Origin of the sequence: Streptomyces sp. NBC_00659, assembly GCF_036226925.1 — a bacterium.
Lineage (GTDB): Bacteria > Actinomycetota > Actinomycetes > Streptomycetales > Streptomycetaceae > Streptomyces.
Genome location: NZ_CP109031.1, coordinates 4,196,993 through 4,223,456, shown reverse-complemented (window position 1 = coordinate 4,223,456; position 26,464 = coordinate 4,196,993). Strand labels below are relative to the sequence as shown.

Annotated in this window: 22 protein-coding genes and 1 tRNA gene; 10 read left to right on the top strand and 13 right to left on the bottom strand. The window is 71.1% G+C overall.

Translation table 11 applies throughout. The features are described 5' to 3' along the window. Nucleotides 1–47: 47 nt before the first annotated feature. Nucleotides 48–1,748, bottom strand: a complete 1,701-nt coding sequence (locus OG410_RS18160; RefSeq protein WP_329300132.1) for a sodium:solute symporter family protein — start codon at nucleotides 1,746–1,748, stop codon at nucleotides 48–50. 179 nt (nucleotides 1,749–1,927) lie between these two features. Here OG410_RS18160 and galT point away from each other — a divergent pair, with 179 nt between their 5' ends. From galT to galK, 3 genes are read left to right on the top strand one after another with little or no spacing between them, the layout of a single operon-like run. Further along, the gene (galT, locus tag OG410_RS18155) at nucleotides 1,928–3,016 is read left to right on the top strand and encodes a galactose-1-phosphate uridylyltransferase (protein ID WP_329300131.1); all 1,089 of its coding nucleotides are present in this window, start codon (nucleotides 1,928–1,930) and stop codon (nucleotides 3,014–3,016) included. After that, a complete protein-coding gene (gene galE, locus OG410_RS18150) occupies nucleotides 3,013–3,978 on the top strand; it encodes a UDP-glucose 4-epimerase GalE (protein WP_329300130.1) in 966 nt (321 codons plus the stop codon). The genes galT and galE overlap by 4 nt, the downstream gene beginning before the upstream one ends. A 2-nt stretch (nucleotides 3,979–3,980) precedes the next feature. Beyond that, the gene (gene galK, locus OG410_RS18145) at nucleotides 3,981–5,132 is read left to right on the top strand and encodes a galactokinase (protein WP_329300129.1); all 1,152 of its coding nucleotides are present in this window, start codon (nucleotides 3,981–3,983) and stop codon (nucleotides 5,130–5,132) included. 171 nt (nucleotides 5,133–5,303) lie between these two features. Here galK and OG410_RS18140 read toward each other — a convergent pair whose 3' ends face one another. After that, nucleotides 5,304–5,765 (bottom strand): GNAT family N-acetyltransferase, encoded by a 462-nt coding sequence (locus OG410_RS18140; protein WP_329304159.1) that lies wholly within the window; start codon nucleotides 5,763–5,765, stop codon nucleotides 5,304–5,306. A gap of 256 nt (nucleotides 5,766–6,021) precedes the next feature. Here OG410_RS18140 and OG410_RS18135 point away from each other — a divergent pair, with 256 nt between their 5' ends. Continuing rightward, nucleotides 6,022–6,789: a response regulator transcription factor gene (locus tag OG410_RS18135; protein WP_329300128.1), complete on the top strand. Its 768-nt coding sequence runs from the start codon at nucleotides 6,022–6,024 to the stop codon at nucleotides 6,787–6,789. Here OG410_RS18135 and OG410_RS18130 read toward each other — a convergent pair. After that, nucleotides 6,748–7,245: a MarR family winged helix-turn-helix transcriptional regulator gene (locus tag OG410_RS18130; RefSeq protein WP_261703948.1), complete on the bottom strand. Its 498-nt coding sequence runs from the start codon at nucleotides 7,243–7,245 to the stop codon at nucleotides 6,748–6,750. The genes OG410_RS18135 and OG410_RS18130 overlap by 42 nt on opposite strands. Nucleotides 7,246–7,418: 173 nt before the next feature. Here OG410_RS18130 and OG410_RS18125 point away from each other — a divergent pair, with 173 nt between their 5' ends. Then, nucleotides 7,419–8,231, top strand: a complete 813-nt coding sequence (locus OG410_RS18125; protein WP_329300127.1) for a trans-aconitate 2-methyltransferase — start codon at nucleotides 7,419–7,421, stop codon at nucleotides 8,229–8,231. Between the two features lie 151 nt (nucleotides 8,232–8,382). On the opposite strand, the gene OG410_RS18120 is transcribed toward OG410_RS18125, so the two are convergent. Continuing rightward, nucleotides 8,383–9,063, bottom strand: coding sequence for a TetR/AcrR family transcriptional regulator (locus OG410_RS18120; protein WP_326787291.1), 681 nt, complete (start codon nucleotides 9,061–9,063; stop codon nucleotides 8,383–8,385). After that, a complete protein-coding gene (locus tag OG410_RS18115) occupies nucleotides 9,060–10,073 on the bottom strand; it encodes an acyl-CoA desaturase (protein ID WP_329300126.1) in 1,014 nt (337 codons plus the stop codon). The genes OG410_RS18120 and OG410_RS18115 overlap by 4 nt, the downstream gene beginning before the upstream one ends. Nucleotides 10,074–10,423: 350 nt before the next feature. On the opposite strand from OG410_RS18115, the gene ppc reads away from it, so the two are divergent. Beyond that, the gene (gene ppc / locus OG410_RS18110) at nucleotides 10,424–13,156 is read left to right on the top strand and encodes a phosphoenolpyruvate carboxylase (protein WP_329300125.1); all 2,733 of its coding nucleotides are present in this window, start codon (nucleotides 10,424–10,426) and stop codon (nucleotides 13,154–13,156) included. A 188-nt stretch (nucleotides 13,157–13,344) separates the two neighbouring features. Here the strand turns inward: ppc and OG410_RS18105 are convergent, their stop codons facing one another. The 6 genes from OG410_RS18105 to OG410_RS18080 form a co-directional block, all read right to left on the bottom strand. Beyond that, nucleotides 13,345–13,842: a hypothetical protein gene (locus OG410_RS18105; protein WP_329300124.1), complete on the bottom strand. Its 498-nt coding sequence runs from the start codon at nucleotides 13,840–13,842 to the stop codon at nucleotides 13,345–13,347. A gap of 147 nt (nucleotides 13,843–13,989) precedes the next feature. Beyond that, a complete protein-coding gene (gene pth, locus OG410_RS18100) occupies nucleotides 13,990–14,601 on the bottom strand; it encodes an aminoacyl-tRNA hydrolase (protein ID WP_329300123.1) in 612 nt (203 codons plus the stop codon). A gap of 73 nt (nucleotides 14,602–14,674) precedes the next feature. After that, entirely contained in the window at nucleotides 14,675–15,265 is a 591-nt protein-coding gene (locus OG410_RS18095; RefSeq protein WP_329300122.1) for a 50S ribosomal protein L25/general stress protein Ctc, read from the bottom strand. A 184-nt stretch (nucleotides 15,266–15,449) separates the two neighbouring features. Beyond that, nucleotides 15,450–16,427, bottom strand: coding sequence for a ribose-phosphate diphosphokinase (locus OG410_RS18090; protein WP_329300121.1), 978 nt, complete (start codon nucleotides 16,425–16,427; stop codon nucleotides 15,450–15,452). 131 nt (nucleotides 16,428–16,558) lie between these two features. Further along, nucleotides 16,559–18,007 carry a bifunctional UDP-N-acetylglucosamine diphosphorylase/glucosamine-1-phosphate N-acetyltransferase GlmU gene (gene glmU, locus OG410_RS18085; RefSeq protein ID WP_329300120.1) on the bottom strand — a complete coding sequence of 483 codons (1,449 nt, stop codon included), beginning with the start codon at nucleotides 18,005–18,007 and terminating at the stop codon, nucleotides 16,559–16,561. Nucleotides 18,008–18,127: 120 nt separating this feature from the next. Next, nucleotides 18,128–18,199, bottom strand: a tRNA-Gln gene (locus OG410_RS18080). Nucleotides 18,200–18,503: 304 nt separating this feature from the next. Here OG410_RS18080 and OG410_RS18075 point away from each other — a divergent pair. Next, nucleotides 18,504–19,814: a sensor histidine kinase gene (locus OG410_RS18075; protein WP_329300119.1), complete on the top strand. Its 1,311-nt coding sequence runs from the start codon at nucleotides 18,504–18,506 to the stop codon at nucleotides 19,812–19,814. Nucleotides 19,815–20,134: 320 nt separating this feature from the next. Here OG410_RS18075 and OG410_RS18070 read toward each other — a convergent pair whose 3' ends face one another. Both OG410_RS18070 and OG410_RS18065 read right to left on the bottom strand, forming a co-directional pair. Next, nucleotides 20,135–20,665, bottom strand: a complete 531-nt coding sequence (locus tag OG410_RS18070) for an SUKH-3 domain-containing protein (RefSeq protein WP_329300118.1) — start codon at nucleotides 20,663–20,665, stop codon at nucleotides 20,135–20,137. Nucleotides 20,666–20,743: 78 nt separating this feature from the next. Continuing rightward, a complete protein-coding gene (locus OG410_RS18065; RefSeq protein ID WP_328669537.1) occupies nucleotides 20,744–21,247 on the bottom strand; it encodes a YwqJ-related putative deaminase in 504 nt (167 codons plus the stop codon). Between the two features lie 229 nt (nucleotides 21,248–21,476). Here OG410_RS18065 and OG410_RS18060 point away from each other — a divergent pair, with 229 nt between their 5' ends. The 3 genes from OG410_RS18060 (at nucleotide 21,477) to OG410_RS18050 (ending at nucleotide 26,436) form a co-directional block, all read left to right on the top strand. Further along, nucleotides 21,477–22,463: an SMI1/KNR4 family protein gene (locus OG410_RS18060; protein ID WP_329300117.1), complete on the top strand. Its 987-nt coding sequence runs from the start codon at nucleotides 21,477–21,479 to the stop codon at nucleotides 22,461–22,463. A 7-nt stretch (nucleotides 22,464–22,470) separates the two neighbouring features. After that, a complete protein-coding gene (locus tag OG410_RS18055; protein WP_329300116.1) occupies nucleotides 22,471–25,251 on the top strand; it encodes an SUKH-4 family immunity protein in 2,781 nt (926 codons plus the stop codon). A gap of 297 nt (nucleotides 25,252–25,548) precedes the next feature. Further along, complete coding sequence (locus OG410_RS18050; RefSeq protein ID WP_329300115.1) at nucleotides 25,549–26,436, top strand: cellulose-binding protein; 888 nt, start codon at nucleotides 25,549–25,551, stop codon at nucleotides 26,434–26,436. The last annotated feature ends 28 nt before the right edge of the window (nucleotides 26,437–26,464 follow it).

Sequence of the window (26,464 nt, the reverse complement as noted above, 5' to 3'; positions counted from 1 at the left end):
TCTTCATTCTCCCTCGTCGGAGTGGGCCAGGACTCGTCGGAACGAGATCAGAACGAGAACGGGATGTAGCAGGCGGCCGCCAGGATCAGCGCGCCCCAGCCCAGCAGGGCGGGCCTGCGGTACCAGGCGTCGTCACCGGGGGCCGACGGCTCGGCCATGCCGGGGGACACCGTGCCGTAGACCAGGCCCTGCAGTTCCTCCGCCGGCTTCGGGGCGGTGAAGAGCGAGACCCCCACCATCACCACGCCACCGGCCACGAAGGCGACGATCGCGGAGACGAAGTTGGCGCCCTGGTCGGAGGGGAAGCCGATGACGTCCTGCTTGTAGAGGACGAAGTAGTTCACCATCGCGGCCGTCGTACCGGCCAGCAGGCCCCAGAAGCCCGACTTCACCGACGCCCGCTTCCAGAACATGCCGACGATGAAGACCGCGAACATCGGCACGTTGAAGAAGGAGAACAACGTCTGGAGGTAGCTCATGATGTTGGAGAAGGACGAGGCCAGGAAGGCCGTTCCGATCGAGGCCAGGACGCCGACGACCGTGATCAGGCGGCCGAAGCGGACGTAGTAGCCGTCCTCGCGCCCCTTGGCCACGTACTTCGCCCAGATGTCCGAGGTGAACACCGTGTTGAAGGACGAGACGTTGGCCGCCATGCCCGCCATGAACGCGGCCAGCAGACCGGTCACCGCGATGCCGAGGACACCGTTGGGCAGCAACTCCTGCATCAGATAAGGGATCGCGTCGTTGTACTGGAGATCCGAACCGCTCGTGCCGATCTTCGGGACGAGGACGGCCGCCACCAGCCCCGGGATCATCACCAGGAAGACGATGAAGATCTTCGGGTAGGCCGCGATCAGCGGGGTGCGCTGGGCGGCGGAGAGGTTCTTCGCCGACAGCGCGCGCTGCACCTCGGCGAAGTTCGTCGTCCAGTAGCCGAAGGACAGCACGAAGCCGAGACCGAGCACGATCGTCAGCCAGTTGGCGCCGAGCGGGTTGGCGCTGCCGATGCCCGTGCCGCCCCAGGCCGTCGTGAAGTCGGCACCGTGGGTCTTGTCCAGGGAGTCCGTCAGGCCGTCCCAGCCGCCCACCCGGTGCAGGCCGAGCGCGGCGATCGGGATCAGCGCCGCCAGGATCACGAAGAACTGGAGCACCTCGTTGTAGATCGCGGAGGAGAGGCCGCCCAGGGTGATGTAGGCGAGGACGAAGAACCCGGCGACCACGATCGCCACCCACTGCGGCCAGCCGAGCAGTGCCTCGACCACGATCGCGAGCGAGTAGAGGTTGACGCCCGCGATCAGGACCGCGGCGAAGGCGAACAGGACCGAACTCAGCAGATGCGCCCATTTGTCGAAGCGCAGCAGCAGGAACTCGGGCACCGAGCGGACCTTGGAACCGTAGTAGAACGGCATCATCACCAGGCCCAGGAAGACCATCGCCGGGATGGCGCCGATCCAGTACCAGTGCACGGTGTAGACGCCGTACTGCGCGCTGTTGGCGGCCATGCCGAGGATCTCGGTGGCGCCCAGGTTGGCCGAGATGAAGGCCAGGCCGGTGATCCACGCGGGCAGTGAGCGCCCGGACAGGAAGAAGTCGAGGCTCGTCCGCACCGAGCGGCGGGCCGCGAAGCCGATGCCGAGGACGACCACGAAGTAGATGCCGAGGATTGTGTAGTCGAGTGCGTTCGTGGGGAGACGCAGCTCGGCGGCGAGCAGGATGCCCGGTTGGGGCGGATGTGTGGGGGACTGCATCAGAACTCGCTTCGTCGCATGAACCCATCGGGCCGGAACTCATGCCTCCGAATTCAACGGACGCACCCTTCCGATGGTGTCCTTTGTTTGATTGTGACGTTGACTGCGGTGGTGGCTTGTGGTTTGTTGTGTTCGGTTATGTTTGAAGGTTTGATCGGGTGCTGATGGGGAGTCCGACTGTGAAGAAGACCTCGACCCGGCTCGCCGACGGTCGTGAGCTCATCTACTACGACGCGGGCGACGACCAGGTGCGCGACGCGGTGGACCGGCGCCCGCTCGACCCGACCGTCACCACCTCGGAGGTGCGCCGCGACCCGCTGCTCGGCGACTCGGTGGCGATCGCCTCGCACCGCCAGGGGCGCATCTACCACCCCCCGGCGAACGAGTGCCCGCTGTGCCCGTCCTCGGGCGACCGGCTGAGCGAGATCCCCGACTCCTCGTACGACGTCGTGGTGTTCGAGAACCGCTTCCCCTCGCTGGCGGGGGACTCCGGCCGCTGCGAGGTCGTCTGCTTCACCTCCGACCACGACGCCTCCTTCGCGGATCTGACGGAGGCGCAGGCGGCACTCGTCCTGGAGGCCTGGACGGACCGCACCGCCGAACTGTCCCATCTGCCCTCCGTCCAACAGGTCTTCTGCTTCGAGAACCGCGGCGCCGAGATCGGCGTGACACTCGGTCACCCGCACGGGCAGATCTACGGCTACCCCTTCACCACCCCTCGTACCGCGCTGATGCTGCGCTCGCTCGCCGCGCACAAGGAGGCGACCGGCGGGGAGAACCTGTTCGACGAGGTCCTCGCACGGGAGCTGGCGGACGGTTCACGGGTCGTCCTGTCGAGTGACCACTGGGTCGCCTTCGTCCCGTACGCCGCCCACTGGCCGTACGAGGTCCACCTCTACCCGCGCCGCCGCGTGCCGGACCTGCTCGGCCTCGACGAGGACGCGCGCACAGAATTCCCCCAGGTCTATCTGGAACTCTTGAGGCGCTTCGACCGGATCTTCGACGGACCGGACGGTGGGAAGGACGGGACGGGCGAGCCGCCGACGCCGTACATCGCGGCGTGGCACCAGGCTCCCTTCGGCCCGCTGGAGGAGTTCGAAGGCGTCAACCGGGACGACTTCGCGCTCCACCTCGAGCTTTTCACCATTCGCCGCACTTCCGGCAAGCTGAAGTTTCTCGCGGGTTCCGAGTCCGGCATGAACGTGTTCATCAACGACGTGCCGCCGGAGACCGCGGCTCAGCGACTGCGAGAGGTAGCGAGTACATGAGTGGGAAGTATCTGGTCACGGGTGGAGCGGGTTATGTCGGCAGCGTGGTCGCGCGCCACCTGCTCGAGGCGGGCCACGAGGTCACCGTCCTCGACAACCTCTCGACGGGCTTCCGCGAGGGCGTGCCCGCCGGCGCCGCGTTCATCGAGGGCGACATCCGCGATGCCGCCAAGTGGCTGGACTCCTCGTACGACGCCGTCCTGCACTTCGCCGCGTTCTCGCAGGTCGGCGAGTCCGTGGTGAAGCCCGAGAAGTACTGGGACAACAACGTCGGCGGCACCATGGCGCTGCTCGCCGCGATGCGCGAGGCCGGCGTGCGCACGCTGGTCTTCTCCTCCACCGCCGCGACGTACGGCGAGCCCGAGACCACCCCGATCGTGGAGTCCGCGCCGACCCGGCCCACCAACCCCTACGGCGCCTCCAAGCTCGCCGTCGACCACATGATCACCGGCGAGGCGGCGGCCCACGGACTCGGCGCCGTCTCCCTGCGCTACTTCAACGTGGCCGGCGCCTACGGCGAGAGCGGCGAGCGGCACGACCCCGAGTCGCACCTCATCCCGCTGGTCCTCCAGGTCGCGCAGGGCCGCCGCGACGCGATCTCCGTCTTCGGCGACGACTACCCGACGCCGGACGGCACCTGCATCCGCGACTACATCCATGTCGCGGACCTCGCCGAGGCGCACCTGCTGGCCCTCGAGGCCGCGGCCCCCGGCGAGCACCTGATCTGCAACCTCGGCAACGGCAACGGCTTCTCCGTCCGCGAGGTCATCGAAACCGTGCGCCAGGTGACCGGGCACCCGATCCCCGAGGCCGTGGCCCCCCGCCGCGGCGGGGACCCGGCGGTCCTGGTCGCCTCGGCCGAGACCGCCCGGGAGCGGCTCGGCTGGAACCCGTCCCGCGCGGATCTCGCGGGGATCGTCGCGGACGCGTGGGAGTTCGCACAGAACGTGGCAAAGGGGTAGCAATGGGCCAGGTGGGGGTACGTGAGGGTTTCGAGGAGCTGTACGGCGCCGCGCCCGAGGGCGTCTGGGCGGCGCCCGGCCGGGTCAACCTGATCGGCGAGTACACGGACTTCAACGAGGGGTTCGTGATGCCGCTCGCACTGCCGCACACGGCGGTCGCGGCGGTGTCCCGCCGGTCCGACGGGGTGCTGCGGCTGCACTCGGCGGACATCGACGGCCCGGTCGTCGAGCTGCGCGTCGACGAACTGACGCCCCGGTCGGACAGCGGCTGGGCCGCCTATCCGGCGGGTGTGGTGTGGGCGCTGCGCGAGGCGGGCCACGCCGTCGGCGGCGCGGACATCCATCTTGCCTCCACGGTCCCCACCGGCGCCGGGCTGTCCTCCTCGGCGGCCCTGGAGGTCGTCACCGCCCTCGCCCTCGACGAGCTGTACGGGCTCGGGCTCACCCGGCCCGAGCTGGCGCGGCTCGCCCAGCGCGCCGAGAACGACTTCGTCGGCGTGCCCTGCGGGGTCATGGACCAGACGGCGTCGGCGTGCTGCACCGAGGGTCACGCCCTGCACCTCGACTGCCGCGACCTGTCCATCCGCCAGGTCCCCTTCGACCTCGCCTCCCAAGGCCTCGAACTCCTCGTCGTCGACACCCGGGTGAAGCACGCGCTCGGCGACGGGGCGTACGCGGAGCGGCGCGCGGGCTGTGAGGAGGGGGCACGTCTGCTGGGCGTGTCCCATCTGCGTGATGTCGCGTACGAGGACCTCGACACGGCCCTCGCGCGGCTCTCCGACGAGCGCGTGCGCCGCTACGTCCGGCACGTCGTCTCCGACGACCACCGGGTGGACCGGGTCATCTCCCTGCTGGACGCGGGTGACGTCCGCGCGATCGGGCCGGTCCTGACGGACGGTCACGCCTCGCTGCGCGACGATCTGCGGATCTCGTGTCCCGAGCTGGATCTCGCGGTCTCGGCGGCCAACTCCGCGGGTGCGCTGGGGGCCCGTATGACGGGCGGGGGCTTCGGCGGTTCCGCCGTCGTGCTGGTGGAGTCCACCGACGTGGACAGTGTCACCAAGGCGGTGGTCGAGGCCTTCGCCGCGGCGGGCTTCACGGCACCCCGGGTGTTCCCGGCGGTGCCTTCGGCCGGGGCCCGGCGGATCGGCTGACCTCCGGGCTTGTTTCGCCCCCTCCGCCCCTGCCCGTCCCGTGCTCAGGGGGCTCCGCCCCCCGAACCCCCCGCTCCTCAAACGCCGGAGGGGCTGAAATCTCTCGGGCGCCGGAGGGCTGGAAGTTGCGCTGGAGGGGCCGAATTTCCGGACGCCCGAGGGGCTGGGGGCTCAGTTGGATTTCCAGTGCTTCGTCAGGGTGTACTCCGTGATTCCCGGCGGGTAGTCGGGGATCACGCACACCACCTCGTACCCCTGCTTCTTGTAGAAGCCCGGGGCCTGGAAGTCCCAGGTCTCCAGGCGGGCGGCGTGGCAGCCCCGTTCCTCGCGCGCGACGCGCTCGGCCTCCGCCAGGAGACGGCTGCCGAGGCCCGTGCCCCGGGTGCGGTCGTCGACCCACAGGTACGTCACGTGCAGCCAGGTCGTCCAGGTGTGGCCCACCAGACCGCCGGCCAGGGCGCCGACCTCGTCCAAGGCCCAGACATGAAGCGGAGATTCACGTTCGCCCGGGGTTCCGCGCAGCGCGCGCAGCACCGGGGAGGCCGCCGTGTTCGTGTCCAGCAGCCGTCTGCGGAGCAGATCCCGACGCTCCTTGTCGTCTCCTGTCTCGATACGAAACATACGGCTCACCATAAACGCGCTGGCCAACCAGTTCTGCAAATCACCTTCCGCTCCTCGCCCCCGGCCGTACTCTGATGAGCAGTGCCGGTGGGGGCCGGTGCTGATCAGGGGGCGAGACAGTCGGGTACGACGCCCGAAGTGGGGGTAGCACTTCCAGCACGGCGGCGGCCGTGCGGCGGAGGCACCTCGTTTTCCGGGTCGCAAGCGGGTCCGGGATCACCTCGGGCGCCGTACCCGTACGGATCGTCCCCCGACAGTGGGGGTTTCTGTGGTTCGCATCCGAGTACTGGTCGTCGACGACCATCGCATCTTCGCCGAGTCGCTCGCCGCCGCGCTCGCGGCCGAGCCCGATGTCGACGTGTCCGCCGCAGGCAGCGGCCCGGCCGCGCTGCGCTGCCTCGAACGCGCGGCGGCCGAGGGCCGCCGCTTCGACGTGCTGCTCGTCGACGCCGACCTGGGCGGCAATCTGCCCGGCATGCGTCCGGCGGTGCCCGTCCAGGAGAGCAACGAGGACGGCCTGGTCGACGGCATATCGCTGGTCGCCGGAGTGCGCTCCGGGCAGCCGGGCGTACGGATTGTCGTGCTGGCCGAGAAGGACGATCCGCGCCGGGCGGCGCTCGCCCTCCAGGCCGGGGCCTCGGGATGGGTCGCCAAGGACTGCTCGCTGTCGCGGCTGCTCACGGTCATACGGGGTGTGCTGCGCGACGAGACCCATCTGCCGCCCGCCCTGCTCACCGGGGTGCTGCGGGAGCTGACCGCCGCGCGCAAGCACCGCACCGAGAGCGAGCGGCTCGTCGAGTCGCTGACGCCCCGTGAGCGCGAGGTGCTGCGGTGCATGGTCGCCGGGCTCGGGCGCAAGGCGGTGGCGGAGCGGCTGTTCCTGTCGCCGCACACCGTCCGCACCCATATGCAGAACGTTCTCGGGAAGCTCGGGGTGCACTCCACCCTCGCCGCCGTGGCACTGGCCCGGCGCGCGGGTGTCGGACCCGTCGACCTAACCGGGGATGTTGTCGAACGGGGCGGTCAACTGGCGTAGCAGCCCGGCCAGTTCACCGCGCTGTGCCCGGCTCAGCTCGGCGAGGATCGCCCGCTCCTGGTCGAGCAGACCGGCCAGCGCCTGGTCGGCGCGGTCGCATCCCTCGTCCGTGAGGCGGACGAGCACGCCCCTGCGGTCGCTCGGGTCCGGGAGGCGTTCGACCAGACCCTTCTTGGTCAGACGGTCGATGCGGTTCGTCATCGTGCCGGAGGTGACGAGCGTCTGCGTCAGCAACTGGCCGGGAGAGAGCTGATACGGGGAACCCGCGCGCCGCAGCGCCGTCAGGACGTCGAACTCCCAGGGCTCCAGGCTGTGCTCGGCGAAAGCGAGCCGGCGCGCACGGTCCAGGTGCCGGGCCAGCCTGCTCACGCGGCTGAGCACCTCGAGCGGTTCCACGTCGAGGTCAGGGCGCTCACGGCGCCACGCAGCGACCAGCCGATCGACCTCGTCCTCCATGACGATCAGTGTAGTGGTTGTGTCGACATGAAGTCTCTTGATGTGGAGTTTCTCGATCGCAAGTCTCTTGACGTCGAGATAGTTTTCCTGTGAGGCTGGAGATCCGAACGGTCCGGTCACCGCCGCCCCTTCAGCGGTCCGCGACCTCCGCGGCGACTTCGAGGAGGCCACCCATGGCTGCCACCCCCACCTGGGACCCGGGCCAGTACCTGCGCCACTCCCGGCACCGGGCCCGCCCCTTCGCCGATCTGCTCGCCCAGGTCCCCGAGCTTCCGGGCGATCCCGCCCGCATCGCCGACCTCGGCTGCGGCCCCGGCAACGTCACCGTCCAGCTTGCCGCCCGCTGGCCCACCGCCCGCATCACCGGCTACGACAACTCCGCAGACATGCTGGCCCGGTCCGAGGAGTACGCGGGCCCCACGGCCGGCGGCGGGCGGCTCGACTTCGCCCATGCCGACCTCACCGCCTGGACGCCGACCGGGACGTACGACCTGATCACCTCGAACGCCGCGCTCCAGTGGGTGCCGGGACACCTGGAGTCGCTCCCCGGCTGGCTCGACGCGCTCGCGCCCGGCGGCACCTTCGCCTTCCAGGTCCCCCACAACACCGACGCACCGCTGCACGTCCTCCTGCGCGAGCTCGCCTCCTCCCCGCGCTGGAAAGGCCTGCTCGGCGACTCCCCGCGCCCCGCGGACTCGGTCCCCGACCCGCTCGTCTACCTGGACCTCCTGGAGAGGGCCGGCTGCCGCGCGGACGTCTGGGAGACCACGTACATGCAACTGCTGAGCGGACCGGACCCCGTGCTCGACTGGGCGAAGGGGACCGCGCTGCGGCCCGTGCTGACCGCCCTCGCGGACGACCCCGAGGCCACGGACGGCTTCCTCGCCGCCTACCGGGACCTGCTGCGCGAGGCCTACCCCGCCCGGCCCTACGGGACGGTCCTGCCGTTTCGCCGCCTCTTCGCCGTGGCCCGGAAGGAGGCCTGATGCTCACCGCGCTCGACCATGTCCGGCTCGCCGCCCCGCCGGGCTCCGAGGATCCCGTCGGCAACCGCCTCGAATTCCTGGAGCCGCCGGCCCGAACGTGACGAAAGCCCCCGGGGAGCTCAGCTCCCCGGGGGCTTTCGTCGCACGTTCTCTAGGCCTTGCGATGCCCTATGAGGCGGGGCTTCGGCTCCAGACCGTCCAGACCGTGCCACGCCAGATTCACCAGATGCGCGGCCACCTCGGCCTTGCGGGGCTTGCGGACGTCCAGCCACCACTGGCCCGTCAGCGCGACCATGCCGACCAGGGCCTGGGCGTACAGCGGCGCCAGCTTCGAGTCGAAGCCGCGGCTCTTGAACTCACGGCCCAGGATGTCCTCCACCTGGGTGGCGATGTCCGAGATCAACGACGCGAACGAACCCGTCGACTGCGGGATGGGGGAGTCGCGGACCAGGATGCGGAAACCGTCCGTGTACTCCTCGATGTAGTCCAGAAGGGCGAACGCCGCCTGCTCGCACAGCTCGCGCGGATGGCCCGCCGTCAGCGAACCGGTCACCATGTCCAGCAGCCGCCGCATCTCACGGTCCACGACCACCGCGTACAGGCCCTCCTTGCCGCCGAAGTGCTCGTAGACCACCGGCTTGGAGACACCGGCCTTGGCCGCGATCTCCTCCACCGACGTGCCCTCGAAGCCCTTGGCCGCGAACAGGGTGCGGCCGATCTCCAGCAGCTGCTGACGGCGCTCGGCGCCGGTCATGCGAGTGCGACGCGCGCGCCGCGGCTTGTCGTTGCTGCTCGGGGTGCTGCTGGAGTCGGTCGCCACGCCGTCAATCATGCCGCTTCAGCGGTTTCCGTCTTGCGTCGGGAGCTGTTCCCGTCGTCGCTGCGGCGGGAATCGATACGCGAGCGTGACGGCCAGCGCACGTCATAGGCCCATCCCAGCTGCTCGCACCAGCGGATGATCCGCGCCGACGAGTCGAGCTGGCCGCGGTCCACGCCGTGCCGGGCGGACGTCGGGTCCGAGTGGTGGAGGTTGTGCCAGGACTCGCCGCACGAGAGCACCGCCAGCCACCACACGTTGCCCGAACGGTCACGCGACTTGAACGGGCGCTTGCCGACCGCGTGACAGATCGAGTTGATCGACCAGGTGACGTGGTGCAGCAGCGCCACCCGGACGAGGGAGCCCCAGAAGAACCCGGTGAACGCGCCCCACCAGGACATCGTCGCCAGACCGCCGATGAGGGCCGGCAGAGCCAGCGACAGCAGCGTCCAGAGGAGGAACTGACGCGAGATCGCCCGGATCACCGGGTCCTTGACCAGATCCGGCGCGTACTTCTCCTGCGAGGTCCGCTCCTCGTCGAACATCCATCCGATGTGTGCCCACCACAGGCCCTTCATCAGCGCCGGGACCGTCTCCCCGTAGCGCCACGGCGAATGCGGGTCACCCTCGGCGTCGGAGAACTTGTGGTGCTTGCGGTGGTCGGCGACCCAGCGCACGAGAGGGCCCTCGACCGCCATCGATCCGGCGATCGCGATCGCGATCCGCAGGGGCTGCTTCGCCTTGAAGGATCCATGGGTGAAATAGCGGTGGTAACCGATCGTGACGCCGTGGCAGCCCAGGTAGTAGAAGAAGACGAGCAGGCCGGCATCCAGCCAGCTCAGCCCCCATCCCCAGGCCAGCGGCACCGCGGCGAGCAGCGCGATGAACGGAGCAGCGATGAAGAGGAGAAGGGTGATCTGTTCGAGTGACCCCTTTTTCTCGCCGCCGAGGGTCGCGGCGGGGAGCGAGGTGTCGTCGTTGTCCGCCCGCGGGGCGTCGTCGATCACATCGGAACTCGTGGTCATGGGCGTCCCCTGTGGGGTTCGAGGGTGAGGCACGGCGGGGAAGGGTGTCCGGGTGCGAACCCAGCGTCCTCCCGTTGTCCGACGGGAATACCTACGGGTCCGTAACCTACGGCATCGTAAGTATGTCAGCGCGTGGCCCGGCGGCAAGAGCCCGTGAGCCTGCGCGTCCGAGGGGACACCTATCCTTGGTATCGGTCGGACAGCGCGGTCCGTTCTGATTTCTTCCCGGATGCCACCTCCTTAAGCGGCACCCGCCGCGCGCGGTCGTCACCCGGGTTCCCTCCCAGACGAGCTTCGAACGAGATTCCCCACTCTTCAGACGAGCTTCACCACTGCAAGGAGCCGCACCTGTGAGCAGTGCCGACGACCAGACCACGACCACCAGCAGCGAACTGCGCGCCGACATCCGCCGCCTGGGCGACCTGCTCGGCGAGACCCTCGTACGGCAGGAGGGCCCCGAGCTCCTGGAACTGGTCGAGAAGGTCCGCCGCCTGACCCGTGAGGACGGCGAGGCCGCCGCCGAGCTGCTGCGCGGCACCGAGCTGGAGACCGCTGCCAAGCTGGTCCGCGCCTTCTCGACCTACTTCCACCTCGCCAACGTCACCGAGCAGGTGCACCGCGGACGCGAGCTGCGCGCCAAGCGCGCCGCCGAGGGCGGCCTCCTCGCCCGGACGGCCGACCGGCTCAAGGACGCCGACCCCGAGCACCTGCGCCAGACGGTCAAGAACCTCAACGTGCGCCCGGTGTTCACCGCCCACCCCACGGAGGCGGCCCGGCGCTCGGTCCTCAACAAGCTGCGGCGCATCGCCGCGCTCCTGGAGACCCCGGTCATCGAGGCCGACCGCCGCCGTCACGACACCCGCCTCGCCGAGAACATCGACCTGGTGTGGCAGACGGACGAGCTCCGCGTCGTGCGCCCCGAGCCCGCCGACGAGGCCCGCAACGCCATCTACTACCTGGACGAGCTGCACGCCGGCGCCGTCGGTGACGTCCTGGAGGACCTCACCGCCGAACTCGAGCGCGTCGGCGTCGCCCTCCCGGACGACACGCGCCCCCTCACCTTCGGCACCTGGATCGGCGGCGACCGCGACGGCAACCCGAACGTCACCCCCGACGTCACCTGGGACGTCCTGATCCTCCAGCACGAGCACGGCATCAACGACGCCCTGGACCTCATCGACGAACTCCGCGGCTTCCTGTCGAACTCCATCCGCTACACGGGCGCCACGGAGGACCTGCTGGAGTCCCTCCAGGCCGACCTGGAGCTGCTGCCGGAGATCAGCCCCCGCTACAAGCGCCTCAACGCAGAGGAGCCCTACCGCCTCAAGGCCACCTGCATCCGGCAGAAGCTGGAGAACACCAAGCAGCGCCTGGCCAAGGGCACCGCACACGAGGACGGCCGCGACTACCTCGGCACCGCCGAACTCCTGCGCGACCTCATCCTCGTCCAGACCTCGCTGCGCGAGCACCGCGGCGGCCTGATCGCCGACGGCCGGATGAACCGCACCATCCGCACGCTCGCCGCGTTCGGCCTCCAGCTCGCCACCATGGACGTGCGCGAGCACGCGGACGCCCACCACCACGCCCTCGGCCAGCTCTTCGACCGGCTCGGCGAGGAGTCCTGGCGCTACGTGGACATGCCGCGCGACTACCGCGCGAAGCTCCTCGCCAAGGAACTGCGGTCCCGGCGCCCCCTCGGCCCCACCCCCGCGCCGCTCGACGCCGCCGGCCAGAAGACCCTCGGCGTCTTCGAGACCGTCAAGAAGGCCCTGAAGGTCTTCGGGCCCGAGGTCATCGAGTCGTACATCATCTCGATGTGCCAGGGCGCCGACGACGTCTTCGCCGCCGCCGTCCTCGCTCGCGAGGCCGGACTGCTCGACCTGCACGCCGGCTGGGCGAAGATCGGCATCGTGCCGCTCCTGGAGACCACCGACGAGCTCAAGGCCGCGGACACCATCCTGGAGGACATGCTCTCCGACCCCTCGTACCGCCGTCTGGTGGCACTGCGCGGGGACGTCCAGGAGGTCATGCTCGGCTACTCCGACTCCTCCAAGTTCGGCGGCATCACCACCTCGCAGTGGGAGATCCACCGCGCCCAGCGCCGGCTGCGCGACGTCGCCCACCGCTACGGCGTCCGCCTGCGGCTCTTCCACGGCCGCGGCGGCACCGTCGGCCGCGGCGGCGGCCCCTCGCACGACGCGATCCTCGCGCAGCCCTGGGGCACCCTGGAGGGCGAGATCAAGGTGACCGAGCAGGGCGAGGTCATCTCCGACAAGTACCTGGTCCCCTCGCTCGCCCGCGAGAACCTCGAACTGACGGTCGCCGCGACGCTCCAGGCGTCCGCCCTGCACACCGCGCCCCGCCAGTCCGACGAGGCACTGGCCCGCTGGGACGCGGCGATGGACGTCGTCTCCGACGCCGCCCACTCCGCCTACCGCAAGCTCGTCGAGGACCCCGACCTGCCGACGTACTTCCTCGCCTCCACGCCGGTCGACCAGCTCGCCGACCTGCACCTGGGCTCGAGGCCCTCCCGCCGCCCCGGCTCGGGCGTCTCGCTCGACGGACTGCGCGCCATCCCGTGGGTCTTCGGCTGGACCCAGTCCCGGCAGATCGTGCCCGGCTGGTTCGGCGTCGGCTCCGGCCTCAAGGCCCTGCGCGAGGCGGGCCTGGACACCGTGCTCGACGAGATGCACGAGCAGTGGCACTTCTTCCGGAACTTCCTCTCGAACGTCGAGATGACCCTCGCGAAGACCGATCTGCGGATCGCCCGCCACTACGTCGACACCCTCGTCCCCGACGAGCTCAAGCACGTGTTCGCCGTCATCGAGGCCGAACACGAGCTCACCGTGCGCGAGGTGCTGCGCATCACCGGCGGCGAGAAGCTGCTCGACACCCACCCGGTGCTCCAGCAGACCTTCGCCATCCGCGACGCCTACCTGGACCCGATCTCGTACCTCCAGGTCGCCCTCCTCAAGCGCCAGCGCGACGAGGCCGCGGCCGGCGCGACGGTGGACCCGCTGCTCTCGCGGGCCCTGCTCCTGACGGTCAACGGTGTGGCGGCGGGCCTGCGCAACACCGGCTGAGCGAACGGACCCGCCGGGCCGGTGACACCCCGGACGCCGGCGGGGCCGACGCGAAGGCGCCCTCCGCGCTCGTACCCGTACGAGCGCGGAGGGCGCCTTCATGTGTCCGGCGGATGTCGCCTTCATCTGTCCGTGCGGCCGCCTGCCCCAAATGCCTGCGTGTGTGTGCCCCCGCGCATCCGCGGGGGCTACACGACCAGGAACGTGGCCGTCAGCAGGGCGATCGCCGTGCCCGCCATCACCCAGGCCAGGCGGGTCAGCCGCAGACCGCCCGCGACCACCACCGAGGCGAGCAGCAGGGCCCCCGCGAGCGGGATCCAGGCGTAGAGCAGCCCGGCCGGCCCGCTGCGGACGACCTCGTCGCTGCCGGGCTTCACCGTGACCGTGTAGGTCCGGCCCTTCTCCACGGCCACCGACTGGTCGATGACGACATGGGACCGCGCCCGTGAACCGGGCGACACCGGCGTGTACGACCCCGTGCAGACGTCCCCCGAGCACGACCGCACGGCGATCGTGCCCTGCTCCCGGCCCTTGCTCAGCATCACGTGCTGCGCGGTGCTCCAGGAGGCCCAGACGCCCGCGATCAGGATGAGCCCGGTGACCACGCCCATCGCCGTGAGCTGTCCGAGACGCAGCGCCGTGTACGCGCTCTGACGTGAGGTGACGGCACGCATGGCGGGGATCATTGGCCATGGCGGCGCGCTCGGTCAACCCCGGCAGGGGACAAGTCGGCAGTTGTGCGCGTACGTCGACCACCCGGCCCGGGCCGCGCGGCTGTCCCGCGGTTCCCGGGGCCTCCGGGGCCGTCCTTCAGGAGCCGTACGGGCGGTTTCTCAGGAGTTGTAGGTGCCCTGGGCCCGCTCCAGGCCCTCGATCACCAGACACTCCACCGCGTCCGCCGCCCGGTCCACGAAGTAGTCCATCTCCTTGCGCTCGGCCGAGGAGAAGTCCTTGAGGACGAAGTCCGCGACCTGCATACGGCCCGGAGGGCGCCCGATGCCGAACCGCACCCGGTGGTAGTCCGAGCCCATCGCCTTCGTCATGGACTTGAGGCCGTTGTGGCCGTTGTCGCCGCCGCCCAGCTTCAGCCGCAGCACGCCGTGGTCGATGTCGAGCTCGTCGTGGACGGCCACGATGTTCGCCGTCGGCACCTTGTAGAAGTCCCGCAGCGCGGTCACCGGGCCGCCCGACAGGTTCATGTACGACATCGGCTTGGCCAGGATCACCCGGCGGTTCGCCGGACCGGGCGGCCCGATCCGCCCCTCGATCACCTGGGCCTGCGCCTTGCCCGCCCGCTTGAACTTCCCGCCGATCCGATCGGCCAGCAGATCGGCCACCATGAAGCCCACGTTGTGCCGGTTCATGGCGTACTCGGGGCCCGGATTGCCGAGGCCCACGATCAGCCAGGGCGCGTTGGCGTCGGTCGTCACGTCCGTGTCTCCCATGTGTCCGTGATACGCGGCAGCCGCCGCTCCCGACAGGAGCGGCGGCTGACACGGATGAAGATTTCCGGGGGGATCAGGCCTCGGCGGCCGCGTCGCCGGACTCGCCCTCGGCGGCCGGCTCCTCGGCCTGCGCCGACAGGACCTGGATGACGACCGCGTCCTCGTCGATCGCCAGCGTGGTGCCCTTGGGGAGCTTGATGTCCTTGGCGTGGATGGAGGCACCGGCCTCCAGGCCCGCGATGGAGACGGTGACCGACTCCGGGATGTGGGTGGCCTCGGCCTCGACCGTCAGGGTGTTCAGCACGTTCTCGACGAGGAAGCTGCCCGGGGCCAGCTCGCCCTCGGTGTGCACGAAGACCTCGACGGTGACCTTCTCGCCGCTCTTCACGAGGAGCAGGTCGACGTGGTCGAGGCTGCCCTTGATGGCGTCACGCTGGACGGCCTTCGGGATCGCCAGCTGGGTCTTGCCCTCGAGCTCCAGGGTGAGCAGGACGTTCGCGGTACGCAGGGCGAGCTGCAGCTCGTGGCCCGGGAGCGTGATGTGGAGCGGCTCGGTGCCGTGACCATAGACGACGGCGGGGACCTTGGCCTCGCGGCGGATGCGGCGGGCGGCGCCCTTGCCGAACTCGGTGCGGGTCTCGGCGGCGAGCTTGACCTCGGACATGTTCACTCCTCGTAGAACGTGGGGAAAGTGGTCACCCGGCCAAACATCGGCCTGCTACGAAGAGCGCGTCGATAACGGACCGCCGCACACAAAAGTGCGGCCTCCCTCGCCGAGCAACTGTGACAGCTTACGGGGCGGGGAGGCCGTACAAGAAATCGATCTAGGCGACCGACGGGCGAGGGGCCTAATGCTCCTCGAACAGGCTCGTCACCGAGCCGTCCTGGAAGACCTCACGCACCGCGTCCGCGATGGTCGGCGCGATCGAGAGCACCGTGATCTTGTCGAGCTCCAGCTCGCCCGGGGTCGGCAGGGTGTCCGTGAAGATGAACTCGCTGACCTTGGAGTTCTTCAGACGGTCGGCCGCCGGGCCGGAGAGAACACCGTGCGTGGCCGTCACGATGACGTCCTCCGCGCCGTGCGCGAACAGCGCGTCGGCGGCGGCGCAGATGGTGCCACCGGTGTCGATCATGTCGTCGACGAGGACGCAGACGCGGCCCTTCACGTCACCGACCACCTCGTGGACGGTGACCTGGTTGGCGACGTCCTTGTCGCGGCGCTTGTGCACGATGGCCAGCGGAGCGTCGAGACGGTCGCACCAGCGGTCGGCCACGCGCACCCGGCCGGCGTCCGGCGAGACGACGGTGAGCTTGGACCTGTCGACCTTGGCGCCCACGTAGTCGGCGAGGATCGGCAGCGCGAACAGGTGGTCCACCGGGCCGTCGAAGAAGCCCTGGATCTGGTCCGTGTGCAGATCGACCGTGAGGATGCGGTCCGCACCGGCCGTCGCCATCAGGTCCGCGACCAGACGCGCCGAGATCGGTTCACGTCCACGGTGCTTCTTGTCCTGACGGGCGTAACCGTAGAAGGGCACGATCACGGTGATGCTCCGGGCGGAGGCCCGCTTGAGAGCGTCGATCATGATCAGCTGTTCCATGATCCACTTGTTGATGGGGGCCGTGTGGCTCTGCATCAGGAAGCAGTCGGCGCCGCGCGCGGACTCCTGGTAGCGGATGTAGATCTCGCCGTTCGCGAAGTCGAAGGCCTTGGTCGGGACGACCCCGACACCCAGCTTGTGGGCGACCTCCTGGGCAAGCTCGGGGTGGGCGCGGCCGGAGAAGAACATCATCTTCTTCTCGCCGGTCGTCGTCTTGATCCCGGTCACAGCACTGTCTCCTCAGAGGTCATCTCAGTGGGCGTGAGAGGCCTTCTCAGCTGGGTTGCGAGAGGGCTTCTCAGCGGGGGTGCGGGTGTGCACTTATCACGGTACGCCGTCCCGGACGTGCCGTTTTCCGGTCAGCCTTCGCCTTCCGGTTCCCGGGAGGCGGTCTCCGCGGCCTTCGCCGCGGCGCTTCCGGGACGCTTGCGAGCCACCCAGCCCTCGATATTGCGCTGCTGGCCACGGGCCACGGCCAGCGAACCGGGCGGCACGTCCTTGGTGATGACGGAGCCCGCCGCGGTGTACGCGCCGTCCCCGATCGTGACAGGAGCCACAAACATGTTGTCCGAACCCGTGCGGCAGTGCGAGCCGATCGTGGTGTGGTGCTTGTCCTGCCCGTCGTAGTTCACGAACACGCTCGCGGCACCGATGTTCGAGTACTCGCCGATCGTCGCGTCCCCCACGTACGACAGGTGCGGGATCTTCGTCCCCTCGCCGATCGTGGCGTTCTTCGTCTCGACGTACGTACCGACCTTGGCCTTCAGGCCGATCCGCGTGCCGGGACGCAGGTAGGCGAACGGGCCGACCTTGGCCTGCGGACCCACCTCGGCGGTGTCGGCCACGGTGTTGTCGACGCGGGCGCCTGCGCCCACCCGGGTGTCCTTCAGGCGGCAGTTGGGCCCGACCTCGGCACCCTCGGCGAGATGCGTGGCGCCCTGGAGCTGCGTCCCGGGGTGCACGATCGCGTCCTGCTCGAAGGTGACCGTGACGTCGACCCAGGTCGTCGCGGGGTCGAGGACGCTGACGCCGGCCAGCATGGCCCGCGTGAGCAGCCGGTCGTTCAGGATGCGGCGGGCCTCGGCGAGCTGGACGCGGTTGTTGATGCCGGCGATCTCGCGGTGGTCGGCGGCGACGGCCGCGCCCACCCGGTGCCCGGCCTCGCGCAGGATCCCGAGGACGTCGGTCAGATACTCCTCGCCCTGGCTGTTGTCCGTCCGCACCTTGCCGAGCGCGTCGGCGAGCAGGCGGCCGTCGAAGGCGAAGACACCCGAGTTGATCTCGCGGATCGCGCGCTGCGAGTCGCTCGCGTCCTTGTGCTCGACGATCGCGGTGACCGCGCCGCCGGCGCCGTCCCGCACGATGCGGCCGTAGCCGGTGGCGTCGGGGACCTCGGCGGTGAGCACGGTGACGGCGTTGCCGTCGGCGCTGTGGGCCGAGGCCAGTGTGAGCAGGGTCTCGCCGGTGAGCAGGGGGGTGTCGCCGCAGACCACGACGACGGTGCCGTCCACGTCCCCGCCGAGCTCTTCGAGCGCCATCCGTACCGCGTGCCCGGTGCCGTTCTGCTCGGCCTGCACCGCGGTGCGTACGTCCGGGTCGATCTCCGCGAGGTGCCCGACGACCTTCTCGCGTGCGTGCCCGACGACGACGATCAGGCTCTCGGGGGCCAACTCGCTTGCGGCGGCCAGCACATGACCGACGAGGGAGCGTCCGCAGATGTCGTGCAGAACCTTGGGTGTGGCCGATTTCATACGGGTGCCCTCACCCGCTGCGAGTACAACGACGGCTGCCGGGCGACTGGAGCTCACGGGACTGCCCTTCGGCTTCGGATGACTGGGGGGAGTGGACATCCGCAGGATACCGGGGCGAAACAGGAGGCATGTGGGAGAGGGCCCTGAGAGCACTGTCAGGGACCGGGTCGACCGAGGCTCCCCCGCCAGGACTCGAACCCGGACAGATGGCACCAAAAGCCACAGTGCTGCCAATTACACCACGGGGGAATGAACTCGATCGAACCGGACATTTGGTCGGCCCGTCGAGTCGGCACCCAACACTATGCCGTACCGGGTGCCCTCCGTGCGACGGTACAACTCGGCGCTTCCCGCGCGGCAGATGACCGGGCGGTCCCGCCGGATGCCCGAGGCGTTCGTGCCGGTCCGGTGTTTGCGTTCCTGTGCTTGCGCGACCGGGACCGGCCCGGGGCCGGCGCCGTCCCGGAGGCCGTCGAAGCCCGGCGGGGTGTGGTGTAGGCCAGTAGCCAAAACTCACCGGAAATGGTTCGGGGTGCAACCGTAGGCTGGAGCCATGACCACGACGGGGGAAGCGCACACCGCGGCCGGGACCGGGCCGTGGTGGTGGGTCGGATGGCGCGGTGCGGTGCTGGACGCGGGGCTCGCACTGGCGTCGGCGTTCGAGTGCGGAGGTGAGGGGGTCCGCTTCGCGCACGACGCGGGACTGCCCACTCCGGTGGGTGTCGCGTTCGGAGCGGTGGCGGGGTCCGTGCTCCTGGTGCGGCGGAAATGGCCGATCGCGGTCGTCCTGGTGTCCATCGCGATCACGCCCGCCCAGATGGGGTTCCTGATGGGACTCGTCGGGCTCTACACGCTCGCCGCGTCCGAACTGCCGCGGCGCATCACCGGGGCGCTGGCCGGGATGTCCTTCGCCGGCATGCTGATCGTGACGTTCGTGCGGGCGCACCAGAGCGTGGTGCGCGGGGACGTGCCGATGGGGAACTGGCTGGTCCCCTTCGCCTCCATCACGACGGCGATCGGGATGACCGCGCCGCCCGTGCTGCTCGGGCTGTACATGGGGGCCAGGCGGCGGCTGATGGAGAGCCTGCGGGAGCGGGCGGACTCGCTGGAGCGGGAGCTCCAGCTGCTCGCGGAGCGGGCCGAGGAGCGGGCGGAGTGGGCGCGCAACGAGGAGCGCACCCGGATCGCGCGGGAGATGCACGACGTGGTCGCGCACCGGGTCTCCCTGATGGTCGTGCACGCGGCGGCGCTGCAGGCGGTCGCCCGGAAGGATCCCGAGAAGGCCGTGAAGAACGCCGCCCTGGTGGGGGACATGGGGCGCCAGGCGCTCACGGAGCTGAGAGAGATGCTCGGCGTACTGCGTACGGGGGACGGGCTGGACACGCGGGTGCCGTCGGTGCCGCTGGCGGCGGTGGCGGCCGCGGCCGCCGCGGCCGCGTCGCGGGCCGCGGGCGACTCCGGGGCCGGTGAGGGGCCGAGCCTGGCCGAGATCGACGAGCTGATCGGGCAGTCGGCGGCGGCCGGGATGGTCGTGGCCCTGTCGGTCGAGGGGGACCTGCGGGCGTACGCCCGTGAGATCGAGCAGACCGCCTACCGGGTGGTGCAGGAGGCGTTGACGAACGTCCACAAGCACGCGGCGGGCGCGAAGACGTACGTCCGGCTGGCGCATCGGGTGTCCGAGATCGCGATGCAGGTGGAGAACGAGTGCCCGCCGGAGGTGGGGGTGGGGTCGTCGGTCGCGCTGCCCAGCGGGGGGAACGGGCTGCTGGGGATGAAGGAGCGGGTGGCCGCGCTCGGGGGTGTGTTCGTGTCGGGGCCCACGGATGCGGGGGGATTCCGGGTGTCGGCGGTGATCCCCGCGTAGCCCTCCGGGCGGTTCGCGGTGGGGTTCGCTGCGCCGGCGTTCGCGGGTGCGGTGCCGGTCCGGTGGGTGGTCGGGGCCGTGCCGGTGCATCAGCCCGTCGCCGTTGGATGAGGCGTGGCCGTCGGTGGCGACGGGCATCGATGTACCGGCACGGCCCCTTCCGCCGGATCCCGGCTGCGGGAAGTTTCAGCCCCTCCGGCGTTCGAGGAGCGGGGGTCTGGGGGCGGAGCCCCGGGGACGATGGGGGTCCCCCCTGGTCGAGCGAAGCCGAGACCTTGGGGGAGGGTAGGGGCGGAGGGGGCGAACGAAGGCCTGGCGGGTCAGGTCGTGGTGAGCCGGGGTGGGGCGGTGCCGGTGAGGAGGTTGGTGAGGGCCGCGTCGATGTGCGGGCCGAGGTACCAGTCGCCGGTGTGGTCGAGGGTGTAGACGCGGCCCTCGGCGTCGATGGCGAGCAGGGCGTGGGAGTCGGACTCCTCGCCCAGGGGGCAGACCTCGGTGTCCAGCGCCCGGCCGAGGTCGCCGAGGGTACGGGCCATGTGCAGCCCGTGCAGGGGATCGAGATGCAGCAGGGCGGGAGCGAGCTGGCGCCCGGGTCCCGTGGCGCCCACACGCAGCCCCCCGAACTCCGCCCAGGCCTCGACCGCCGCCGGGAACACGGAGTGCCGGTGCCCGGCCGGCGACGCGTGTCCGCGCAGCTCGTCGGCCCAGTACTCGGCCTGCTTTATGTCCCAGCGTCCCGGCTGCCATCCCGCCGAGCGCAGTACGGCGACCACGGGCTCGGGGAAACGTGACGAGGATCCCCCTTGCCCGGCAGGGGAGAAGAGGCTGGAGGAGGAGCGTTCGGAGTGCATCTGCCCTTCGTTCGTCGAGGGATGGGACATCGGCGTCGCGGGACGCCGTCATACGTACGTATGCGGAGAGAGGGGAGTTCAGGCGTCCGGTTCCGCCGGGTCGACGATGCGTACGCCGAAGTGGCCGCTGAGCGCCGTGCAGGAGCGGCAGGGCGCGGCGAAGCTCCCGTGCAGCGGGTCGCCGTCCTCGCGGATGCGGCGCGCGGTGAGTTTGGCCCCCTTGAGGGCTTTACGGGCCTCGCCGCCGGTCATCGGCTTGCGGCCGGCGCGCTTGCTGCGTTCGGCGTCGGCGGCGGCGATCTGCCGGGAGATCAGGATGGCCTCGGCGCAGCGGCCGGTGAAACGGTCGCGCTGGGCGTTCGTGAGGGTGTCGAGGAAGTCCTGGACCAGCGGGTGAAGAGCGGGTGGCTGGTCGCCGCGGGCGGCCGTGCCGGTGAGGGTGGTGCCGCGGACGGAGAGGGCGGCGGCGACGGTGGGAAGTATGCCGTCGCGGCGGTACAGCAGGACGGGCGCGTGCAGTGCCTCGGCGCTGCTCCAGCCGACCCGGGGGTCCCCGGACGTGCTCGTATGCGTCGCATTCATGATCGTCTTTCCCTCCCGTGCATCCCCCGGTGCGGAGACAGACTGCCAAATGGCGTGGCGGGAGCGGTAGCTGGGGCGCCGCGACACGCCAGGTCTTCGGCGTACGGTCACGGCAGGGTGACGGCTGGTCACGGAACCGGAGGCCCGGTGACCGGTGTCGTACAACCGAATAGGCTGTCGACATCCGCGCTCCATCCAGCTACTGAAGACGCCGCAGGGGGCAACCGTCATGACGACAGGTCGGCTCGGGCAACAAGCCGCGCCGCCGAACGCGGCCTACGCCGGGCAAGTCGTGCACTTCCCGGATCCGGTCCGGGCGGCGCGCCATCCCGGAGGTGTACGGATCGACGAGCGCGGTTATCCCGACTTCTCGCTCTACGCGCGTGCCGCGGCGGAGATCGCCGAGCCTCCGGAGGGCTTCGGTGTCGACGAGTTGAGGCTGACGGACTACGTCTCCGCGAACGCCGCGCTCGCCGCGTCCGGGCACGATCTGTGGGACACGATTCCCGCGGTGGCGACCCCGCACGGCTGGACGTGGCACCACGTGGCGGGCACCCGGCGGATGGAGCTGGTGCCGGTCGAGGTGAAGGCGCTGCTTCGGCACCACGGTGGTGTCGCGACCGCGGCCGTCGACCATTCCAAGCGGGGGACGCGGCCGTTGCAGGAGACGCGGCCCGCGCACTTCGGGCTGCCGAAGTCCTCGGTCGCGGTGACCGAGCAGCAGGTGCTGGCCGTCGAGGAGGACCTCGGTTACCGGCTGCCCGGTGCCTACCGGTCGTTCCTGAAGGCGGCGGGCGGGTGCGCGCCGGTCGGTGCCGCGCTCGACGCCGAGCTCGGCCTGCTGGTGGACCAGCCGCTGTTCACCGTGCGCGACGAGGCCGCGGTCAACGACCTGGTGTACGTCAACAAGTGTCTGCGCGACCATCTGACCAAGGACTACCTGGGTGTCGGGTTCGTGCAGGGCGGCCTGCTGGCCGTGAAGGTGAAGGGCGACCGGATCGGCTCGGTCTGGTTCTGCGCGTTCGACGACGCCCGTGACCAGGACGCGTGGCCGGCGGCCGAGCGGGTGCAGCGGCTGCTGCTGCCGTGCGGTGACGACTTCGACCAGTTCCTGTCCCGGCTCGCGGGCAATCCGCCGGAGCTGGAGACGGTGGCGAATCTGATGGTGGACGGCGGCTTCGCGTACGCCGTGCCCGTCTCTTCGGTGGGGGAGTGACGTTGCGATGGTGACCTTCGCACAGGCGCAGGAGCGCGCGGAAGAGTGGATCAACGGGGACGTGGCCGGGTACCAGCACCGCGAGGTGCGGGTACGCGAGTTCGAACTCGGTTTCGTCGTATGGGCGGAGGACCGCCCCGAGGGGCCGCGTTCCGACGGTGGCGCGCAGCGGCTCGTCATCGCGCGGGACAGCGGGGAGGCCACGCTGTGGCCCGCGCTGCCGGTGGGTGAGGTCATCCGCCGCTACGAGGAGGAGTACGGGGTGCCGACCGGAGCCCCCGATCCGGCGCCGGCGCCCGCGGCGCGGGTCGACCTGAACCAGACGTCGTTCCTGCTCAGCCCTCCGGAATGGCTTCAGGAGGCCGCGGACAGGATGGGGATCCCGGACCGGCGTGCTGGGTCGGGCCCGTCCGGCTCCGACGGGGCGGGGTCCCGTCCGGCCGCCGCCTCCGCGGCGGGCGGTTCCGCGAACGGGGCAGCCGGGAGTGGGAGTTCGCTTTCCGGCGCGCCGGGACAGTCCGGGGAGCATGGAGTCACGGCCGCGCCGGGCGCACACGCCCCTTCCCCGGCCGTCGCGCCGGGCGCGCCCTTCTCGCCGGGCTCCGCCGCTCCGGCAGCGGGTGTGCCGCCGGTTCCCGCGGGGGCCACGCCGTGGCCCGACGCCGCGACCGACGACGAGGTCCCCGGTCCGCGGGACGCGAGTCCGGCCGTTCCCGCCGACGTGACCCCGTGGGCAGGGACGGACACCAACGCCGATCCCGGGGACGACCGTTCCGTACCGCTGCCGGCGACCGTGTTCGCGCCGCCGCTGACGGACGTCGACGACTCGCGCACGCCGCCGCCGGCCGCCGCGCTCGATCAGACCGCCATGATGTCGGGGGGCAGCCAACTCCCGCTCACCACGCTGGCGCCCGTGGTCGGTGACCCGAACTCTCCCGCGCCGTCCGGTACTTCGTCGGGCCACGGTCTGCCGGGTGCCTCGGCCCCCGGCTATCCGCAGGGCCCTGGCGCAGGTCAGGGCACTCCGCCGCCCGGCGCCCCGGCTGCTCCGGGTGCCCCCGGTGCCCCTGGTACGCCGCCGCCGGCCGTGCCGTCGCGGCCGCTGCCCCCGAACGCGGGTGACATCGCCGACGCCGCGACCAGCAAGGCGCAGCCTCCCCGAGCGGCGCGTGGTGGAGGGGCGGGCACTCCGCCTCCGCCGAGCGCCCCGGGTGTGCCGGGCGCGCGGCCGGGCAGTACGCCTCCGCCGTCCGCACCGGGCGCCCCTGCGGGCGGCTATGTGCCGACGCAGCTCGTCTCCCAGCTCGGGCCGGACGGGCCCGAGGGGGCGCCCGGCGCGCCCCAGCCTCCCGGCGCCACGCCTCCCCCGGGCGGTGTCCACCATGCCGCGACGATGCTGGCGGGGCCCGCGGTGGGCGGTCCCGGCGCGCCGCAGCCGCCCGGTGCGCCCGGGGCCCCGGGGGCACCCTGGCAGCAGGCCGCTCCCGGTGTGCCGGCCCCGCCGGGCGCCACGCCCCCGGGGGGAGCGCACCATGCCGCGACGATGCTGGCGGGGCCCGCGGTGGGCGGCCCCGGCGCGCCGCAGCCGCCGGGCGCGCCCGGTGTTCCGGGGGGTACGCCCTCCGGTGAGGTGCACCACGCGGCGACGATGTTCGCCCCTCCGGCGGGAGGCCCCGGTGCGCCGCAGCCTCCGCAGGCTCCGCAGGCTCCCGGCATGATGCCGGGCGCCCCTCAGCCGCTGCCCGGACAGCATCCCGTACCGGGACAGCCCATGCCGGGACAGCAGCCGGCGTACGGCTATCCGCAGTCGGGGCAGCCGACCGTCGGACCCGGTTATCAGGCCGTGCTGCGCTACCGTGCCCAGGACGGGTCCGAGCAGCAGCTGATCCGGCGGTCCGCTCCGGGTACTCCGCACCCGGAGTGGCAGATCCTGCACGAGCTGCGCGCGATGAACGTGCCGCCGCAGCAAGTGCTCGAGCTGCACACGGAGTTGGAGTCCTGTGAGCTGCCGGGCGCGTACTGCGCGCGGATGATCAGGGAGACCTTCCCGCAGGCGCGGATCACGAGCATCGCGCCGTACGGCACGGATCACGCGAGCCGGCAGCAGGGAATGCACCAACTTCTCGCACATCAGGGAGAGTTGCACCAGGTCGCGGACGGGCCGGCGCGTCCGGCACCGGTGCGGGCGCCGATTCCGCCGGTGCAGCCCGCGCCGCCGATCCCGCCGGAGGCGATCGCGCAGGAGCTGGCGGCGGCGTTCGGGCCGGGGGTCTTCCGGTTCGACCACGCGGCCGTGTCGCGGCAGGGTGTGCCGCCGATCGTGGCCCACACCCTGGTCGTGGCCGGGCTGCCGGTCGACATGGGCCCGTTCTTCTGGGCGCAGGCCCAGCCGGGCCGTCCGGTGCCGACCCTCGCCGAACTGGCGCAGGAGCGCGGGGTGGCGGCGTCCCCGGACGCGGGCTCGTACCTCGTCATGGGCAGCGACTTCGGCAAGGCGATCTGTGTCCAGTACGGCACGGCGAACATCGTCGCCGTGCCGGTGGAGGCCGGTCCCGGGGGTGCTCCGGTGCCGCCGCAGTTCGTGAACACCGGTCTGCCCGAGTTCGCGCGCTGTCTGGCGCTGCTCGGCCGGATGTGGCGGCTGCGGTTCGGCCTCAACCAGGAGCAGGCGGGCCGCTGGACGGTCGACTTCCAGGCCCAGCTCGCCGCGCTCGACCCGGCGGCCCTGGCCTCCCCGGAGAGCTGGTGGTCGGTCCTGCTGGAGGAGATGTGGGACGGGCTGCTCTAGAGACGGCTCCCCGGAACACGGCGGGACAGGCAGGACCCCCGGAACAGGCGGGACAGGCAGGACAGGCAGGACAGGCAGGACAACGGCGGTAAGGACGAGGCGCTCGGCCCGGGTCACGGGTCGGGCGCCTCGTTCGTTCGCGGCTGTCGGGCGCCGCTGACCTCAAATGACACGCCTGTGAACCGTCTCCGGCCGAATGAGCAGGCGGAGTGTCGCGTTATGAACACTTCCGTGCGATCCATCAAGATGTGCGCGAAATCGTCTTTTCGTGTGTGTCGGGCGGAGAGGGGTCCAAGGATGAGCAGCACACCGGTGTCGCCGTACGGCTTCGTGGCCGTACGGGGACGCGGCTACCGTCCCGAACAGGTCGACGCGTACGCCGCGGCGCTCTCCCGGGACCGGGACGCCGCCTGGGAGCGGGCCGCCCGGCTCACCGTGCTGGCGAAGGACATGGAGGCCGAGGCGGAACGGCTGCGGGAGGCCGTGACGCGGCTCGCCCCGCAGACGTACGAGGAACTCGGCGAGCGGGCGCGGCGGATCTTCGAGCTCGGCGGGCAGGAGGCCGAGGCCCTGCGGGAGGAGGCACGGCAGGAGGCCCGGTCGGAGGCCGAGGTGGCCGAGGCGGTGGGGCGCGACGTGCGGGAGGCGGCGCAGGCGTACGCAGACGAGGTACGCGACGAGGCGGAGGCGTGGGCCCTGCGGCGGCTGGCCGACGCCCGCGCCGAGGCCGACGAGGTACGTGTCTCCGCGCGGCGGGACATCAAGGAGCACCGGGGAGAGGTGCTCACGGCGTTGCGCGAGGTGCGGCGGCGGACGGAGGACCTGGTCACCGGGCAGGAAGCGGAACACGCGGCGCGGTGGGCGGATGACGAGCGGGCCGCCGCCGAGCGCGAGGCCGCGACCGAGGCCGGGCTGCTCGACCGCGAGGCCCGTGCCGCCGAGTCGCTCGCCCGGGCCGAACGGGTCCTCGCGGAGGCGGAGGAGTGGGACCGGCACCAGCAGGAGGACGCGGCGGCGCGGGCGGCCGGGCTGGTCGCCGAGGCCCGGGTCAGTGAGGAGCGGATCGCCCGGGAGACCGATCGCGTGCTGCGGGAGCACGCGGAGCGGTGGGATCACGTACGGGCCCATATGGACCACGTACGGAGCAGTCTCTCGTCTCTCACCGGGCACGCCCCGGCGGAGTAGCCGGCCTCGGCGGGAAGCCCCGCTCCGC

Excerpts from the sequence above, each read along its gene's own strand:
- pth (WP_329300123.1), bottom strand. The coding sequence starts at position 14,601 with ATGGGAGACACGGACGTGACGACCGACGCCAACGCGCCCTGGCTGATC.
- OG410_RS18115 (WP_329300126.1), bottom strand. The coding sequence starts at position 10,073 with ATGACCACGAGTTCCGATGTGATCGACGACGCCCCGCGGGCGGACAAC.
- OG410_RS18160 (WP_329300132.1), bottom strand. The coding sequence starts at position 1,748 with ATGCAGTCCCCCACACATCCGCCCCAACCGGGCATCCTGCTCGCCGCC.
- OG410_RS18120 (WP_326787291.1), bottom strand. The coding sequence starts at position 9,063 with ATGATTGACGGCGTGGCGACCGACTCCAGCAGCACCCCGAGCAGCAAC.
- OG410_RS18105 (WP_329300124.1), bottom strand. The coding sequence starts at position 13,842 with ATGATCCCCGCCATGCGTGCCGTCACCTCACGTCAGAGCGCGTACACG.
- OG410_RS18050 (WP_329300115.1), top strand. The coding sequence starts at position 25,549 with ATGAGCAGCACACCGGTGTCGCCGTACGGCTTCGTGGCCGTACGGGGA.
- OG410_RS18140 (WP_329304159.1), bottom strand. The coding sequence starts at position 5,765 with ATGGTGAGCCGTATGTTTCGTATCGAGACAGGAGACGACAAGGAGCGT.
- OG410_RS18060 (WP_329300117.1), top strand. The coding sequence starts at position 21,477 with ATGACGACAGGTCGGCTCGGGCAACAAGCCGCGCCGCCGAACGCGGCC.
- OG410_RS18055 (WP_329300116.1), top strand. The coding sequence starts at position 22,471 with ATGGTGACCTTCGCACAGGCGCAGGAGCGCGCGGAAGAGTGGATCAAC.
- OG410_RS18125 (WP_329300127.1), top strand. The coding sequence starts at position 7,419 with ATGGCTGCCACCCCCACCTGGGACCCGGGCCAGTACCTGCGCCACTCC.
- galE (WP_329300130.1), top strand. The coding sequence starts at position 3,013 with ATGAGTGGGAAGTATCTGGTCACGGGTGGAGCGGGTTATGTCGGCAGC.
- OG410_RS18075 (WP_329300119.1), top strand. The coding sequence starts at position 18,504 with ATGACCACGACGGGGGAAGCGCACACCGCGGCCGGGACCGGGCCGTGG.
- OG410_RS18130 (WP_261703948.1), bottom strand. The coding sequence starts at position 7,245 with ATGGAGGACGAGGTCGATCGGCTGGTCGCTGCGTGGCGCCGTGAGCGC.
- OG410_RS18065 (WP_328669537.1), bottom strand. The coding sequence starts at position 21,247 with ATGAATGCGACGCATACGAGCACGTCCGGGGACCCCCGGGTCGGCTGG.
- galK (WP_329300129.1), top strand. The coding sequence starts at position 3,981 with ATGGGCCAGGTGGGGGTACGTGAGGGTTTCGAGGAGCTGTACGGCGCC.
- OG410_RS18095 (WP_329300122.1), bottom strand. The coding sequence starts at position 15,265 with ATGTCCGAGGTCAAGCTCGCCGCCGAGACCCGCACCGAGTTCGGCAAG.
- OG410_RS18070 (WP_329300118.1), bottom strand. The coding sequence starts at position 20,665 with ATGCACTCCGAACGCTCCTCCTCCAGCCTCTTCTCCCCTGCCGGGCAA.